Annotated in this window: 10 protein-coding genes and 3 pseudogenes; 9 read left to right on the top strand and 4 right to left on the bottom strand. The window is 70.5% G+C overall.

The window, feature by feature from the left end:
• Positions 1-104 precede the first annotated feature (104 nt).
• Positions 105-2,108 (bottom strand): carbohydrate-binding protein, encoded by a 2,004-nt coding sequence (locus AC6I72_RS00300; RefSeq protein ID WP_497998500.1) that lies wholly within the window; start codon positions 2,106-2,108, stop codon positions 105-107.
• Positions 2,109-2,258: 150 nt separating this feature from the next.
• Here AC6I72_RS00300 and AC6I72_RS00295 point away from each other — a divergent pair, with 150 nt between their 5' ends.
• From AC6I72_RS00295 to AC6I72_RS00270, 6 genes and pseudogenes are all read left to right on the top strand, one after another.
• Complete coding sequence (locus AC6I72_RS00295) at positions 2,259-3,239, top strand: carbohydrate ABC transporter permease (RefSeq protein WP_497998499.1); 981 nt, start codon at positions 2,259-2,261, stop codon at positions 3,237-3,239.
• 15 nt (positions 3,240-3,254) lie between these two features.
• Positions 3,255-4,156, top strand: a pseudogene (locus tag AC6I72_RS00290) (carbohydrate ABC transporter permease).
• Between the two features lie 37 nt (positions 4,157-4,193).
• The gene (locus tag AC6I72_RS00285; protein WP_497998497.1) at positions 4,194-5,543 is read left to right on the top strand and encodes an ABC transporter substrate-binding protein; all 1,350 of its coding nucleotides are present in this window, start codon (positions 4,194-4,196) and stop codon (positions 5,541-5,543) included.
• A 51-nt stretch (positions 5,544-5,594) separates the two neighbouring features.
• Complete coding sequence (locus AC6I72_RS00280; RefSeq protein WP_497998495.1) at positions 5,595-7,094, top strand: glycoside hydrolase family 36 protein; 1,500 nt, start codon at positions 5,595-5,597, stop codon at positions 7,092-7,094.
• A gap of 92 nt (positions 7,095-7,186) precedes the next feature.
• On the top strand, positions 7,187-8,344 hold the full coding sequence (locus tag AC6I72_RS00275; RefSeq protein ID WP_497998494.1) for an ROK family protein: 1,158 nt from the start codon (positions 7,187-7,189) through the stop codon (positions 8,342-8,344).
• 64 nt (positions 8,345-8,408) lie between these two features.
• Positions 8,409-9,650 carry a Gfo/Idh/MocA family protein gene (locus AC6I72_RS00270; protein ID WP_497998493.1) on the top strand — a complete coding sequence of 414 codons (1,242 nt, stop codon included), beginning with the start codon at positions 8,409-8,411 and terminating at the stop codon, positions 9,648-9,650.
• A gap of 645 nt (positions 9,651-10,295) precedes the next feature.
• Here the strand turns inward: AC6I72_RS00270 and AC6I72_RS00265 are convergent.
• A complete protein-coding gene (locus AC6I72_RS00265; RefSeq protein ID WP_497998492.1) occupies positions 10,296-11,174 on the bottom strand; it encodes a helix-turn-helix transcriptional regulator in 879 nt (292 codons plus the stop codon).
• Between the two features lie 195 nt (positions 11,175-11,369).
• Here AC6I72_RS00265 and AC6I72_RS00260 point away from each other — a divergent pair, with 195 nt between their 5' ends.
• Both AC6I72_RS00260 and AC6I72_RS00255 read left to right on the top strand, forming a co-directional pair.
• Entirely contained in the window at positions 11,370-12,227 is an 858-nt protein-coding gene (locus AC6I72_RS00260) for an SDR family NAD(P)-dependent oxidoreductase (protein WP_497998491.1), read from the top strand.
• Between the two features lie 652 nt (positions 12,228-12,879).
• Positions 12,880-13,356: pseudogene (locus tag AC6I72_RS00255) on the top strand (DUF6192 family protein); the annotation flags it as partial.
• 29 nt (positions 13,357-13,385) lie between these two features.
• On the opposite strand, the gene AC6I72_RS00250 reads toward AC6I72_RS00255, so the two are convergent.
• Both AC6I72_RS00250 and AC6I72_RS00245 read right to left on the bottom strand, forming a co-directional pair.
• Complete coding sequence (locus AC6I72_RS00250; RefSeq protein WP_497998490.1) at positions 13,386-13,922, bottom strand: YrhB domain-containing protein; 537 nt, start codon at positions 13,920-13,922, stop codon at positions 13,386-13,388.
• 61 nt (positions 13,923-13,983) lie between these two features.
• Positions 13,984-14,223 carry a hypothetical protein gene (locus AC6I72_RS00245; protein WP_497998488.1) on the bottom strand — a complete coding sequence of 80 codons (240 nt, stop codon included), beginning with the start codon at positions 14,221-14,223 and terminating at the stop codon, positions 13,984-13,986.
• Between the two features lie 30 nt (positions 14,224-14,253).
• Between AC6I72_RS00245 and AC6I72_RS00240 the strand changes: the two are divergent.
• Positions 14,254-14,409 (top strand): annotated as a pseudogene (locus tag AC6I72_RS00240) (IS110 family transposase); the annotation flags it as partial.
• Positions 14,410-14,450 lie beyond the last annotated feature (41 nt).

The following is a 14,450-nucleotide window of genomic DNA, read 5'->3' as shown; positions in this document are numbered from 1 at the left end:
GGCCAGGAACGGTCGCCGCAGTTCGCGATGGGTGGCGGCGCCTCACCCTCCATGACCGATCGGGGCGATGGGCGTGTCCGCGGCAAGCGGCGCCGCCGCGCCGGTCAGCTCACCGTGATCCGGTCGATGTCGGGTGCCCAGCCGGAGGCGTTGGCGAGTGTGAGCGTGTTGTCCGTGCCGCTGTCCAGGTCGAGGGCGAGGGTGACGGTGCCCGGTGTGGTCCAGTCGGAGGTGGGGCTGAAGGAGACGGTCCGAGCGGTGCCGCCGCCGACTCGGACGGTGGCCGAGCGGGCCTGTGCCGTCGCGTAGTGCAGGGTCACCTGCCGGGTGCCGCCGGTGCCGCCGTCGATGTTCCGGAAGGTGAGGGTCGCGCCGTTGCCGAGGTAGCCGACCTTGGCGCCGCCGGAGCAGCCCGCGCAGTCGGCGACCACGGCGGTGCCCGTGAGGGTGTTGCCGGCGGCCTCGGCCTCGTAGGAGGCGGTGCCGGTGCCGCCGCCGGCACCGACGGTCATGGCGCCCAGGTCCAGCCAGCCGTCGGCGTTCTGCCCGGCGTCGGCGAACCGCAGCTTCTTGGCCTTGGAACTGATGCCTTCCAGCGGGTTCCTGGCCTTCATGACGAGCCGGTAGCCGCCGGTGGTGACCCCGGTGAGGTCGATGCCGGCGTCGAAGTAACGGTCGTAGCCGTAGTCGAGGTAGGTGGGGTCGGAGCCCACGCCCCAGTCGGGGAAGGCGCGGATCTTCTTCGGCATGACCGTGCGCAGGTCCCAGGGGGTGTCCCAGGTCTTGACGACTTTGCCTGATGAGTCCTTGAGGCCGAGGCTGACCTTCCAGGGGTAGTAGAAGGGGGCCACACCGTCGTTGCCGATGCGGACGCCGACGGTGGTGGTGCCCTGTGCGGTGTCGTGGAAGTAGGCACGGTCGACGGTGAGGTCGTAGCCCATCAGCCGGACCGCCTCGCCCACCTTGGGGTCGCCGGCGGAGTAGGCGGCGCTGCCCTCGTTCATCTTCCAGGTGGTGTGCTCCAGTTCGACGCACGCCTTCATGTCGTCGACGTCACCGGAGCCGGCGGGCCAGTTGCTGAACGCCCTGGACTGGATTTCGGGGCGGACCTCACCGCCCATGGAGGCGGTGGTCCAGCGGTTCTCCACCCCTCGTTCCACGGCTCGCTGGAGCTGCGAGTACGAGGCGCCGCCCATCGACCCGGGCAGGGTGACACCGGCGAGCGGGCTGCCCTCGCGGAAGCAGAAGGAGTCGTCGTGGAAGCCGACGGACGGCAGGCCGGCAGCGGCGCCGCCTGCCGAGTCCGGGTACCGCACCTCCAGCTTGGTACGGGGGAAGGCGTCGGTGTAGGCCCGTATGATCTCGGCGCCGTGGGCGTCGGTGGGCATGTAGTCCGGGTAGGAGTCCGCGCTGGTGTCGGTGTCGTAGGGCCAGGTGTGCCACTCGCCCCAGAGGCCGATCAGGCCCATGTGGATGAAGCCGATGCGCGGGTCGCCGTCGTAGCGGGCGCCGAACGCGGCGATGAAGTCCTTCAGTCCGTCGAGGAGATACGCGTTGTCGTAGTCGGGGCTGGTGGTGTCCCACCGGGTGTTGGTGCGGTAGTCGACGTGCCCGTCGAAGCAGTGCGGAATCGCGTTGGAGGGGTGGTTGCCCGGGTCGCCGGGATACTCCAGATAGAAGCGCAACGCGGTCTGGTTGCCGTAGGAGGCACTCTCGTCGAGGGCGCGGTCCAGGACGCTCCAGTCGTAACTGCGGCAGTCCGACGGGTCCGTCATGACCTCGGACAGGCCGAAGTAGCTCCAGGTCAGTGCGTGCGGGTAGCCGGTGTTCTGGTCGGCGCCGGGCTGGTAGAAGCGGGCGAATCCCTTGAGCGGGTTGTCCAGGGGCGCGTCGGCGCGGGTGAGGGCGTGGACCGGGAGGGAGGGGTCCGGGGCCGGGCCGGGCGCCGGGCGGGCGGGCACGCCCTGGGCGGCGGCCGCGGCCACGGCGGCGGTCCCGGCCCTGTCGGAGGCCTCGGCGGTGAACGGCACGACGGCGAGGGACAGGGCGACGGCGGACGAACAGAGCGCGGCCAGCAGCGATCTGCCGCGGGGTGCGAAGGTGCGCATGGTGACGGCCTCCGGAGACGGAAGGGGAATGTCGTCCCAGTGTCGCTTCGTTATGCGGCAGCATTGACAAAGTTTCACTGTTGCTCATCAATATGTGTCCACGGTGCCCCACTGGCAAGAGGTGCGGCGCAGATCCCTTCGGAGGGAACCATGGGCGCGGAGACCGCAGTTGCGCCACCGCACGAGAGTGACGGACCGCCACCGCACGAGAACGCCGGACCTCCGCCGGGCGGGGCGCCCCGGGCGCCGGACCGCAGCCGCCGCCCCCGCGACGACCGGAAGGCGGCGTGGCTGTTCCTGGCCCCCGTACTGGTGGGATTCGCGCTGTTCTACGCGTATCCGACGCTGCGCGGCGTGTACTACTCGCTCACCGACTACAGCCTGATCGCCGCACCGGACTTCGTCGGCGCGGACAACTACGGCGAGCTGATCGGTGACGAGCAGTTCTGGAACGCGCTGAAGGTCACCGCCTACTACGTCGTGCTCAACATCGGTTCGCAGACCGTGCTGGCACTGCTCCTGGCGACGCTCATGCACCGGCTGACCCGGTCGGTCGCGCTGCGCGCGATACTGCTGGTGCCCTGGCTGGTGCCGAACGTCACCGTGGGTCTGCTGTGGATGTGGCTGCTCGACGCCAACCTGGGCCTGGTCAGCCACGTCCTCGGCGCGCTCGGCCTGAGCACCAACGGCTTCTTCACCTCACCGGACTGGGCGATGCCGGCCGTCGCCGGCGTCAACACGTGGGCGTACACCGGCTACACGGCACTGCTGCTGTACGCCGGAATGCTCCAGGTCCCGCAGTACCTGTACGAGAGTGCCTCACTGGACGGCGCCGGGGAGTGGCGCATGTTCACCAAGGTCACCCTTCCGCTGCTGCGGCCGGTGCTGTCGCTCGTGCTGGTGGTGTCGCTCATCGGGTCCTTCCAGATCTTCGACACGATCGCGGTGACCACCAAGGGCGGCCCGGTCGGAGCCACGCAGGTCATCTACTTCTACATCTACGAACAGGCCTTCACCTACTTCCACATGGGCTACGCCTCCGCCGTCGCCGTGGTGCTCGCGCTGATCCTGGGCCTGCTGACCGCCGTACAGATGCGCCTGCTGCGGGCCTCCCGCTCGGACCTGGCCTGAGAGGAGAGGCACACCATGAGCCGTACTCGTACCCACACCCGCAAGAAGCTCTCGCCCGGCCGGGTCGTCGCGTGGGCGGTGCTCGTCGTCGCCCTGTTCCTGACCGTCTTCCCGTTCTACTGGATGGTCCGCACCGCCCTCACCCGGCGGCCGACCTCTACACCGACTCCACCGGCCTCGTCCCCGACCATCCGACGATGATCAACTTCCTGCGGGTGCTGGGACTCACCAGTCAGAAGGAGGCGATGGCCGCCGGAGGGTCGGGCGCCCAGGTGGACTTCCTGCGCTACCTGCTCAACTCCGTCGTCTACAGCGGGCTGATCGCGGTGCTGCAGACGCTGTTCTGCGCGATGGCCGGGTACACCTTCGCCCGGCTGCGTTTCCCCGGCCGGGACCTGGTGTTCGGGGTGCTGATCGCCGCGCTGATGGTGCCTCCGATCTTCACCGTGCTGCCCAACTTCGTCCTGGTGAAAGACCTGGGCTGGCTGAACACCTTCGTCGGCATGGTCGCGCCGAGCGTGCTGATGACCCCGTTCGCGGTCTTCTTCCTGCGGCAGTTCTTCCTGTCCGTGCCCCGCGAGGTGGAGGAAGCGGCCGTCCTGGACGGAGTGGGACCCTGGGGGCTGTTCTGGCGGGTGGTGATGCCCATGACCCGCGGGCCGCTGCTCACCATCGGGCTCACCACCACCGTGTGGGCCTGGAAGGACTACCTGTGGCCGCTGCTGTCCGGCCGCGAGGAGCAGACCCGGGTGCTCACCGTCGCCCTCGGCATCTTCCAGCAGCAGTCGCCCAACGCCCAGCCGGACTGGACCGGTCTGATGGCCGGCTCCGCCCTGTCGGTGCTGCCCGTCCTGGTGCTGCTGATGCTGCTCGGCCGCCGGCTGGTCGAGTCCCTCAACTTCACCGGCATGAAGTGACTGCCGCCCACCCCGCACGTCCCGGAAAGGCCCCTCGATGAGCCCCAGACACTCGCGCGTCGGCGCGGCCCTGCTGTGCCTGACCGCCACCGCCACCCTCGTCTCCTGCGCCGGCTCCGGCACCGCGGCCGACGGGCGGACGACCCTGAACTACTGGCTGTGGGACGACCTCCAGGTGCCCGCCTACCAGGAGTGCGCGAACGCCTTCCAGCGGGCCAACCCCGGCATCACCGTGAAGATCACGCAGACCGCGTGGTCCCAGTACTGGCAGAACCTGACCACCGAACTGGTCTCCGGTGAGGCCCCCGACGTCTGGACCGACCAGAGCACCTACTATCCGACGTACGCCGCCGGCAGACAGCTCCTCGACCTCCAGCCCTACGTCGAACGGGACCAGGTCGACCTGTCCGCCTACCAGCCGGGCCTCACCGACATCTGGGTGAAGGACGGCAAGCGCTACGGTCTGCCGAAGGACTGGGACACCATGGCCATCGTCTACAACACCGACCTGCTCGAGCAGCAGGGCGTGGACACCGGCCGCCTCGACTCCCTGACCTGGAACCCCGACGACGGCGGCACCCTGGAGCAGACCATCGCCCGGGCCACCGTCGACACCCACGGCCGCAACGGCCTCGATCCGGCCTTCGACAAGAACCACGTGAAGACCTACGGCTTCCTGACCGAGTGGGCCGACGGCTCCCAGGGGCAGAACGGCTGGGGCCTGCTCGCCGCCTCCAACGGCTTCTCCTACCTCGACAAGAACCCGTGGGGCACCCACTACCGGTACGACGACCCCAAGCTCGCCGAGACCATCGCCTGGTTCAAGCGGCTCATCGACAAAGGGTACGCACCCCGCCTGGACCAGAAGTCGAGCCTCGCCAACTCCGAACTGCTCATCGCCGGAAAGGGCGCGATGACGGTCGCGGGCTCCTTCACCGTGTCCACCTACCTCGCCCCCCGGCTGAAGGGGAAGTTCGCCTACGTCCCGCTGCCCATCGGACCGGAGGGCCGCAAGACTTCCATCAACGGCCTGTCGGACGCCGTCTGGGCCGGGTCGAAGCACAAGGAAGAGGCCTGGAAGTGGGTGAAGTTCCTGGCCTCCGCCGACTGCCAGGACATCGTCGCCGAACACGGCGTCGTCTTCCCCGCGCTCAAGAGCTCCAGCCGGAAGGCGCTCGCCGGACACGAGGCCAAGGGCGAGGACGTGCACGTCTTCACCGACGCCGCCACGGCGAAGAACGGCACCTTCCTGCTGCCCGTCACCGAACGCGGCACCGAGATCGGCCCCCTCGTGCAGGACGCCATCCAGTCGGCGATCCTCGGCCAAAACAGCCCCGAGGCCGCGCTGAGATCGGCCAACAAGAAGGTCAACGGCCTGCTCCGGTAGCCCGGTAGCGCCTCCGGCACTGCCCGCCCCACCCTCACACCAAGGAGATCCATGGCCCAGCTCGTAGAACTCGACGGGCGCACCCTCGCCGTCGAGCTCGAAGGCGACGCACCGCCCCAGGCCGTCGACGGAGGTCTGCTGCTGCCGCCCGGACGCGCCGCCGTCCTGCACGGCCTCGGCGACGCGCTGTTCTACCGGCACGGACACAACTCGTGGAGTCCGTGTGGCTGGCGCCGGCTCTCCGAGACACCCTTGCGCATCGAGAGCGCCGAGCGCCGGCTGACCGCCGACGACACCGTGTGGGACGACCCCGCCCGCCACCACTCCTCCGCCGTCGCCGCCCTCCAGGGACCCGACGGACGGGTACTGCTGCTGGGCGCGCTCGGCCCGGACATCCCGCGCCTGACCGCCGACCGGGACACCCTCGTCGGCTGGTACGAGCGCGACGGGGCGCCCTGGTTCCTCGCCCACGGCGACGAGCAGGAGGTGTTCGCCGCCTACGCCCGGCACCTCGGGCAGCGGCTGGGGCACAGCCGCAAGCGCGCGGGCAACGTGTGGTGCAGCTGGTACGCGTACTACGAGGACATCACCGAGGAGCAGCTCACCAAAGACATCGCCGCCCTGCGCGGCCTGCCCTTCGACGTCGTCCAGATCGACGACGGCTGGGAGCGCGCGGTGGGCGACTGGCAGGCCAACGACAAGTTCCCCTCCGGCATGCGGGCGCTGGCCGACCGGATCAAGGAAGCCGGCCTGCGGCCCGGCCTGTGGATCGCCCCGTTCATCGTGCTGCCCGGCTCCCGCACCGCGCGGGAGCGGCCCGAGCTGCTGCTGCGCGACGCTGCCGGGGAGCCGGTGGTGGCCGGCCACAACTGGGGCACCGGCTACTTCGCCCTCGACCTCACCCTGCCCGCGGCGCAGCACCATCTGCGGGAGACGATCCACCGGGTCAGCCGGGAGTGGGGGTACACCTATCTCAAGCTCGACTTCGTCGGCGCCGGCGCGGCACCCGGCGTCCGGTCCCTGGACACCGGGCGCGAAGCGGCCTGCCGGACCGGCCTGGAGATCATCCGGGAGGCGACGGGACCGGACGCCTACCTGCTCGGCAGCGGCGCCCCGCTGCTGCCCTCCCTGGGACTGGTCGACGGCATCCGCAGCGGCCCGGACGTCGCCCCGCTGTGGGAGCACTACGCCACCCGGGACCCCTCGGACGCCCTCGCCCGCAACGCCGTCGTCAACACCCTGCACCGGCTGTGGCAGTCGCCGCTGCTGGAGGTCGACCCGGACGTCGTGTACTTCCGCAGCCGCCTCAACCTGCTGACCGAGCAGCAGCAGGGCCTGCTGCGGGACCTGGCCGACATCTGCGGGTTCCGGGCGGTGTCCGACCCGCCGGGGTGGCTGCACCCCGACGAACTGGAGGCGATGACGGCCTACTTGACCACCCGCCCCGAGGTGCGCAGACTCGGCCGCTACCGGTTCGCGCTCGACGGGCGGGAGGTGGACTTCACCGCGGCCGTGACGCCGGAGTCGGAGCAGCGGTATCCGATCGCGTGACGCCGGACGCGGACACGGTGACCGCCGCCTATTAGTAAACTGCTCAGCATTATCCGGCGATGGTCACGGCAACACCTCCAGGGAGCACCAGCATGGCGACGACCGGAACGGACATGTCCCGGATGCGCGAGATGAACCAGCTGTCGATCGTGAGCGCACTGCGCGGCAACCCGCCCTCGACGGTCACCGAACTGGCCGGCCGGGCCGGGCTGTCCCGTCCCGCCGTGGACGTCCTGGTGCAGGGCCTGGTCGCCGACGGGTGGGCGGAGGTCGAGGAGCCGAAAGCCAGCAGCGTGGTGGGGCGGCCGGCCCGCCGTTACCGGTTCCGCGCCACCGCGGGGCACGTGCTCGGCATCGACATCGGCGTGCACAAGATCCTCGTCGTCCTGAGCGACCTGGAGGGCCACCTGGTGCGGACCGTGCGCCGCCCGGCCGATCCCGGAGCGCCGCCCGAGGCCCGGCTGGCCGCGGTCGACCGCGTCATCGACGAGGCGCTGCACGGCGCGGGCATGGCCCCCGCCGACATCTGGGCGGTGACCGTCGGCGTGACCGGTCCGGTCGACGGCAGCGGCAGGACCTCGCTGTCCAGCCCGCTGCCCGGCTGGAGCGAGGCCGACCCGGCCGCCCACCTCGCGGCCCGGTTCTCCTGCCCCGTCCAGGTGGAGAACGACTGCAAGCTCGCAGCCGTCGCCGAACGCTGGAACGGCGTCGCGCAGGACGCCGACGACATCGTCTACCTCCTCGCCGGTCTGCGCACCGGCGCCGGCCTCATCCTGGACGGCACCCTGCGCCGCGGACACGGCGGCGCCGCGGGAGAGATCGGCGCCCTCAAGGCCGTACGGTGGCTCAGCGCGCCGAACCATCTCCAGTCCTGCCCCGGGGTGCCGGCGACGGCCGCGCCGGGCGAGGCGGCGGCCTGGGTGTTCCAGGCGGCCCGGGACGGCGACCGGAACGCGCGCACGGCCGTCCGGCGCTACACCCGCGACCTCGCGGTCGGCGTCGCCGCCCTCGTACTCGCCCTGGATCCCCAGGTCGTCGTGTACGGCGGCGGGTTCTCCCGATCCGCCGACGTCGTTCTCGGCCCGCTGCGCCGCGAACTCACCAAGCACTGTCTGCGGCTGCCGGAGCTGCGCGCCTCCACCCTCGGGGACGAGAGCGTGGCCCTGGGGGCGGTGCGGCTGGCCCTCGACGAGGTCGACAGGCGGCTGCTGAGCGACGCCCTGGCCGCGCCGGCCGCGCCGCGCCGGTAGCAGTGGGACCAGAGCGCGCCGGCGCCCGTACGTGTCACGTGAACAGAAACGAAGGGACCACCCAGTGAGCACCCGTGACCAGACAGCGACCCCGGAACTGCGCGTCGGCGTGATCGGCGTCGGCCAGCGCGCGGGCCTGGCCACGCTGGTGAACCGTTCGGACACCGCCCGGATCGTGTCCTGCGCCGATCCGGACCCCAGGGGCCGGCAGGACGCCAGGCGCCTGTTCGGCGCCCAGGTCGCGGTGCACGACCGGTACGAGCGGATGCTCGACGACGAACTGGACGCCGTGTTCGTCCTCACCCCCGACCATCTGCACACCCGGCCCGCGCTGTTCTTCCTCGCCGCGGGCGTGGCGGTGTTCGTGGAGAAGCCGCTGACCATCACCGTCCCCGACTGCGACGCGCTGCTTCAGGCCGCGTTCCGCTCCCGCACCCGGCTCTACGTGGGTCACAACCTGCGCCACCTGCCGATGCTGCGGCGGATGCGCGACCTGATCGACGACGGCGCGATCGGCCGGGTCCGCGCGGTGTGGTGCCGTCACTTCGTGGGCCACGGCGGCGACTTCTACTTCAAGGACTGGCACGCGCAGCGCACCAACACCACCGGTCTCCTGCTGCAGAAGGGCGCCCACGACCTCGACGCCATCCACTGGCTCGCTGGAGGCTACTCCCGCAACGTCGTCGCCCAGGGCGCCCTGGCCGTCTACGGCGACAACCCGCGCCGCGCCACGCACGAGACCGTACCGCCCGGCCAGCGCATGCCCGACTGGTTCGACCCGGACATCTGGCCGCCGTCCGCCCTGCGCGACCTCAACCCCGTCGTCGACGTCGAGGACATCAGCATGATGCTGGCCCGGCTGGACAACGGCGTGCTCGCCAGCTACCAGCAATGCCATTTCACGCCCGACTACTGGCGCAACTACACGGTCATCGGGGACGAGGGCCGCCTGGAGAACTTCGGCGACGGCATCGACGGCGACCCCGCCCGGGTCGACGTGTGGAACCGGCGCCGCTCCGGCTACCGCGGCGACGCCGACCTCTCCGTCCCGGTCGTGGCGCCGGCCGAGGACACGCACGGCGGCGCGGACCGGGCGCTTGTCGAGGAGTTCCTGCGCTTCGCCGCCGCCGGAGGCCCCACGGAGACCTCGCCCGTGGCCGCCCGCGAGGCGGTCGCCGCAGCGGTCGCCGCGACGACCTCGCTGCGCTCCGACGGCACACCGGTCGACGTCCCCGCACTCGACCCCGCGATCGTCCGCTATTTCGACGAGCACCAGCCCACCGGGGAGCCGGCAGGCACGGTCTGAGAGCTGCGGACAAAAGTGGGTTCCGGTCAGCGGGCGGTGTCCGGTGCGTGCGGTCGCAAGGCGCCGGAAGGTCCTTGTGGCGGAGCTACCAGGGCCTTCCGGCAACGCGGCGAGGGCGCGTGCCGGGCGCCGGGGCCCACTTTTGTTCGCAGCTCTGAACCGTCGGCGCAGGACACACTGCTCAGTGCCGGCGCTCCACCAAGCCCTCGGGGCCGGCTGCGGCGGTGCGTCTCGTGACGGTCCGCGGCACCCGGCAGGCACGGGCGACCGCGACGGTGACGGGCGAAATGACGCGGTCGACGTTCACCGCCGACGCCCATGACCGGCCCCCACCCGAGGCGGACGCCGCGAGGACGACGGCATCCTACCGGTCCCCACCTCGTCCTCGATCGCGATCGACTTCGAGAACCGTGCGAAGTGCACCCGGCCCGCGGGACACACCGGATGCCGCATCGTCAGGCCCACGCCGGACGCGGAGGGCGCCCGTGCGTGCAGGACGGCGCGACCGTGGTCCGCCTGGTCGGCGGCGGCCCTACCGCGTCGTGGCCGTCCGCCGCTCCTGACCCGCGGGTCCGGTCGGTGTCGCCTGCGGCGGCACGGCCCCTGGCCGGTCTCGGTGTGGGATCACCGTCGATGAACGGCGTTTCAGTCGCGCGAGCGTCTCGGAGCTGTCGAAGGTCCCGCCAGCGTCCAGGAGGCCAGCAGGCTCAGCGCCTGGGCGGACGCCGACCGGGGTTCGGCGGTGTAGAGGAACAGGGTGGTTTCGCTGTCCCCGGGAAGCGAGAGCGTTTCGTACTCCACGGTGAGTTCACCGACCAGGGGGTGCCGAAGCCGCTTGGAACCATGAGTGCGCTGGTGCACGCGGTGCTGCTGCCACCAGCGGCCGAAGTCACCGCTCCGCTCTCTCAGCTCGGTGACCAGCGCCTGCGTGGCCTGCCGGTCCGATTCGCGGACCGCGTCCAGACGCAGGTTCTCCACCGCGGCGCGGGCCTGGACGTCCCAGTCGACGAACAGGTCGCGCGCGTCCTGATCGAGGAAGAGCCAGCGGGTGTAGTTGCGCTCGGCGGCCGGCATGGCATCGAAGTCCGCGAACAGGGCTCTGGCCATCTGGTTCGCACCCAGGACGGCGGACTGGCGCCCCAGGATCAGGGCGGGGACAGCGGAGTCCAGACAGTCCAGCAGCCGGTGGAGCCCGGGGCGCAGGCGCTGGACACCGGGCGTGCGCGACGGGGGACGGCTGCTGGTGACGCCGACGAGATCCTTGAGGTGAGCAAGGCCTGCCTCGTCCAGTCCCAGGGCGTGCCCGACAGCTTCGATCACGGCGGGGGAGGGGTTGATGGAGCGGCCCTGTTCAAGGCGGGCGTAGTAATCAGCGGACACACCCGCCAGGCGGGCGACCTCCTCCCGCCGAAGTCCGGGCACGCGCCGGACGCGGTCGTCCGGCGGCAGCCCTGCCCGCCCGGGATCGCACTGGGCGCGGGAGCGCTTGAGGAAATCCGCGAGCTCGCGGTTGACGGAGGCCATAGGAACAGTCTGTCCCGCACAAAGCGACGACGGCCTCTCCAAGGAAGGTCTGCCAGTCCTACCCCTGCGCGGCCTAGGGTGCGCAGGGCCCGCCATGGCTCTCACAACCGCTGTCCCGCGGTCCACGATCGAGTCAGCGCCGGATCAGCAGCCGCTCCGGCTTCCCGTCGTGGCATCTACGGAAGAGGAACACCCATGCCTGGCACCACCACTCCCACCACCTGGTTCGTCACCGGCACCTCCCGCGGAATCGGGCTGGAACTGGTCCGGCAGCTGCTCGGCCAGGGCAGCAACGTGGCCGCTACGACCCGGTCCGCCGAGCGCCTGTCGACCGCGCTGGGAAGCGCGGTCGACACCAGCCGGCTCCTCGCGCTGACCGTGGACCTGACGGACGAGACCCAGGTCGCAAGTGCTGTGCACCGGACCACCGAGCGCTTCGGCCGGCTGGACGTCGTCGTCAACAACGCGGGCTACGGCTACCTCGCGGCCGTCGAGGAGACCAGCGACAAGGCCGTGCGAGACATGTTCGACGTCCAGGTCGGCGGCGTGTGGAACGTGCTGCGCGCGGCGCTGCCCATCATGCGTGAGCAGCGCGCGGGCCGCGTCATCAACGTCTCCTCGATCCTGGGCCTGACCACGATGCCCGGCTGGGCGCTGTACTGCGCGGGCAAGTTCGCGCTCGAGGGGCTGAGCGAGGCGCTCGCCGCCGAGGTCGCGGACTTCGGCATCAAGGTCACCGTCGTCGAGCCCGGCTACTTCCGCACCTCCTTCCTCACTCCGGACTCGCTGGCACTGCCCAGCGAGACCACGGAGCACTACCCGGCCGTTCGGGCCATGGTCGAGGACCACCGCAGGCTTCAGGGCCACCAGCTCGGTGACCCCGTCAAGGCGGCCGCCGCCATCATCGAGCGCGCCGGCCTCGAAGACGGCCCCCTGCGTCAGCTGCTGGGCTCCGACGCGCACGCCTTCGCCACCGCGAAGGTCGACGCCCTGCGAGCCAACCTCGACGCCACCGCCGCCTCCGCCCCCACCACCGACTTCCCCCAAGCCTGAACAGGCCTCGCCCACCTGCTGACTCTCACTTCCGCGCCATAGTCCCCGGTCGTGAGGGTGAGGGGCCGGGGCTCGGGACGCGTGTCGATGGCGGGTATGGCCTGCTACAAGCCGGGCCGGCGGTCCCGGCTGATCTAAGCGATCCGTGAATACCGGGGCCGCAAGGACGAGCCGAAGGGCTGGACGCGACCCAGGCCTGGGGCCGTTGCCCAGCTTCAGTGCTGCACGCCGACTGCCCGAGGACCCGGTCAGCGGACGGTACACCGTCGAACTATGGGGTCGCGACGGAGCCCCCTCGAAACGCTCCACAGTCTGGAGCCGCAATCGCTCCCGCGTGGTCCTCTCGGCGTCGGTCAGCCCGCCGCCCTGCGCGTACCTCACACCCCACGGCTACTGGCTCCGACGGCCAGCTGTCAGGCGAACGGCACCGACATCATCCAATCAAGTTCAGTAGCCTTGGCGCCTAGGCTGGCCGTGTGTCCGAGGGCGCCGGGCGGACCGGAAGGCGGGTGTGCGACCGGACTGCGGGGCGACTTGGGCGGTGAGGGTGGACCGGCGCTCGAACGCCGTCTACTGCTCGCGGCGGTGTGTGCCGAGGGCCTGGCGTGCCCGGAAGGAAACGTACGGCGAACGGGCACGGTGACCGTTGCGCTACACGGTCCACCGGATTCTGGCGGGGATCGCGGGCGAGAAGGAGCGGTTCGAGGCGATCCGCACCCCGCCGGAGGGGTGGTCGCGGTGGACGCCGGACGAGGCGAACCGGCGGGCGGGCCGCCAGGTCGTCAAGCCCGTCACCCCGCGGGAGAAGGTCAGTGAGATTCACACGCTTGCGAAGGACGAGAAGGTCGCGGCGACTGTGACCGGGGACCTGCTGCGCCGTCCGGCTGTGGTCGCGCAGGTCAAGCCCGCGGACAAGGTGAGGGCGGTGGAGGAGCTGTCCTGCGAGGACGAGGTCGCCGCAGCGATCGCTCCGGACATCCTGCGGCGCCCCGCGGTCGCCGCGAAGGTCGCGCCCGCCGGCAAGGTGAAGGTGGTCGAGGAGCTGACCCGGGACGAGACCGTCGCCGCCGAGGTGGCCAGCGGTCTGCTGCGCCGCCCGGGCGTCGCATTCAAGGCGATGGGTGACGATTATCCGGACTACGGGCTGGCCATGTGAGCTCAGCTCTCGCAGCTCCGTCCGGGCTGGATCGTCTCGACCATGAGGACCGGGTGGAGAGGAGGAACGAGGGCTCTGGTGGCGATGGCAACGAGATGCTCTGGCGCGGAACCGGTCTGCAAGGCGGTTATGTACTCGATGACTTCGCCGTGAGCCAGGCTTGGGACGCGCTGCCGTAGCAGGTGCATCGCGATGATCCGACCTTGATCTTCCGCTGCTCGGCGGACTTCGTCGTGCAGGTTGTCGACGGCAGTGTGTGTGGGCATTTTTCGAATGCGCTGGCGGTAGTCGGCCTCCCACTCTCCGGTGGCGTAGGAGACCGGACCGATCTGGTGGGGACCGCCGTCGATGCGGTCGACCAGATAGGGCCCGTTTCCGCCCAGAAACTGTCCTGGGTCTCGGGTTCGGAGGTATTCCGCAGTCTGGTAGACGATCCAGACGAGTTCATGTGCCTCCACCCCGGCCACCATCAGGCGCCCCGAGTATCTGCGGTCCAGGTCTTCCTGGGCTACGCGCTTGGCGTACTCACGGTCGATCATGCCCGGCAGCATCCCTCATTGCGCCCTGCCTGACCAGCGGTTCGCACCCGTCCTGTGGTGGTCATGAGCGTGGTCGCGCGACGCTCGGCATACCGAGACCGGTGACACCGTGGTCGTTGCCGCGCATGCGTCGCAGGCTCCTGTCGAGAGCGGCGAGCTTCTCCTTGGCCTTGGTCAGGCTGCCCTCGAGGCCCTGGACTTCGCCAAGCCACCCGTTCATGCGGGCCTCGGCAATGCGGTCGTTGAGGTTGTGGATGATCTCGACGAGACGCGCCCGCTGGCGTGGTGAGACCTGCAGCATCGGGCATCTGATGCAGGAGTGCTCATGTCGGCCTCGAAGTCCTACTATGCGCGCAAGCGTGCCGAGGGCAAGGGACACAAGCAGGCGCTGCCGGCGCTCGCCCGCCGTCGGCTCAATGTCCTGTGGGCCATGATCCGCGACGGAGCGTGTTACCAAGCCATACCACCTGTCACGGCAGCGGCTTGACATCAGCATTGGGAAGCCCTTCTGTGCGCTGGGTCCCCGCG

Source organism: Streptomyces sp. Xyl84 (assembly GCF_059731885.1).
The sequence above is the reverse complement of the archived record's forward strand: the minus strand, read 5'-3'. Positions and strand labels throughout refer to the sequence as shown.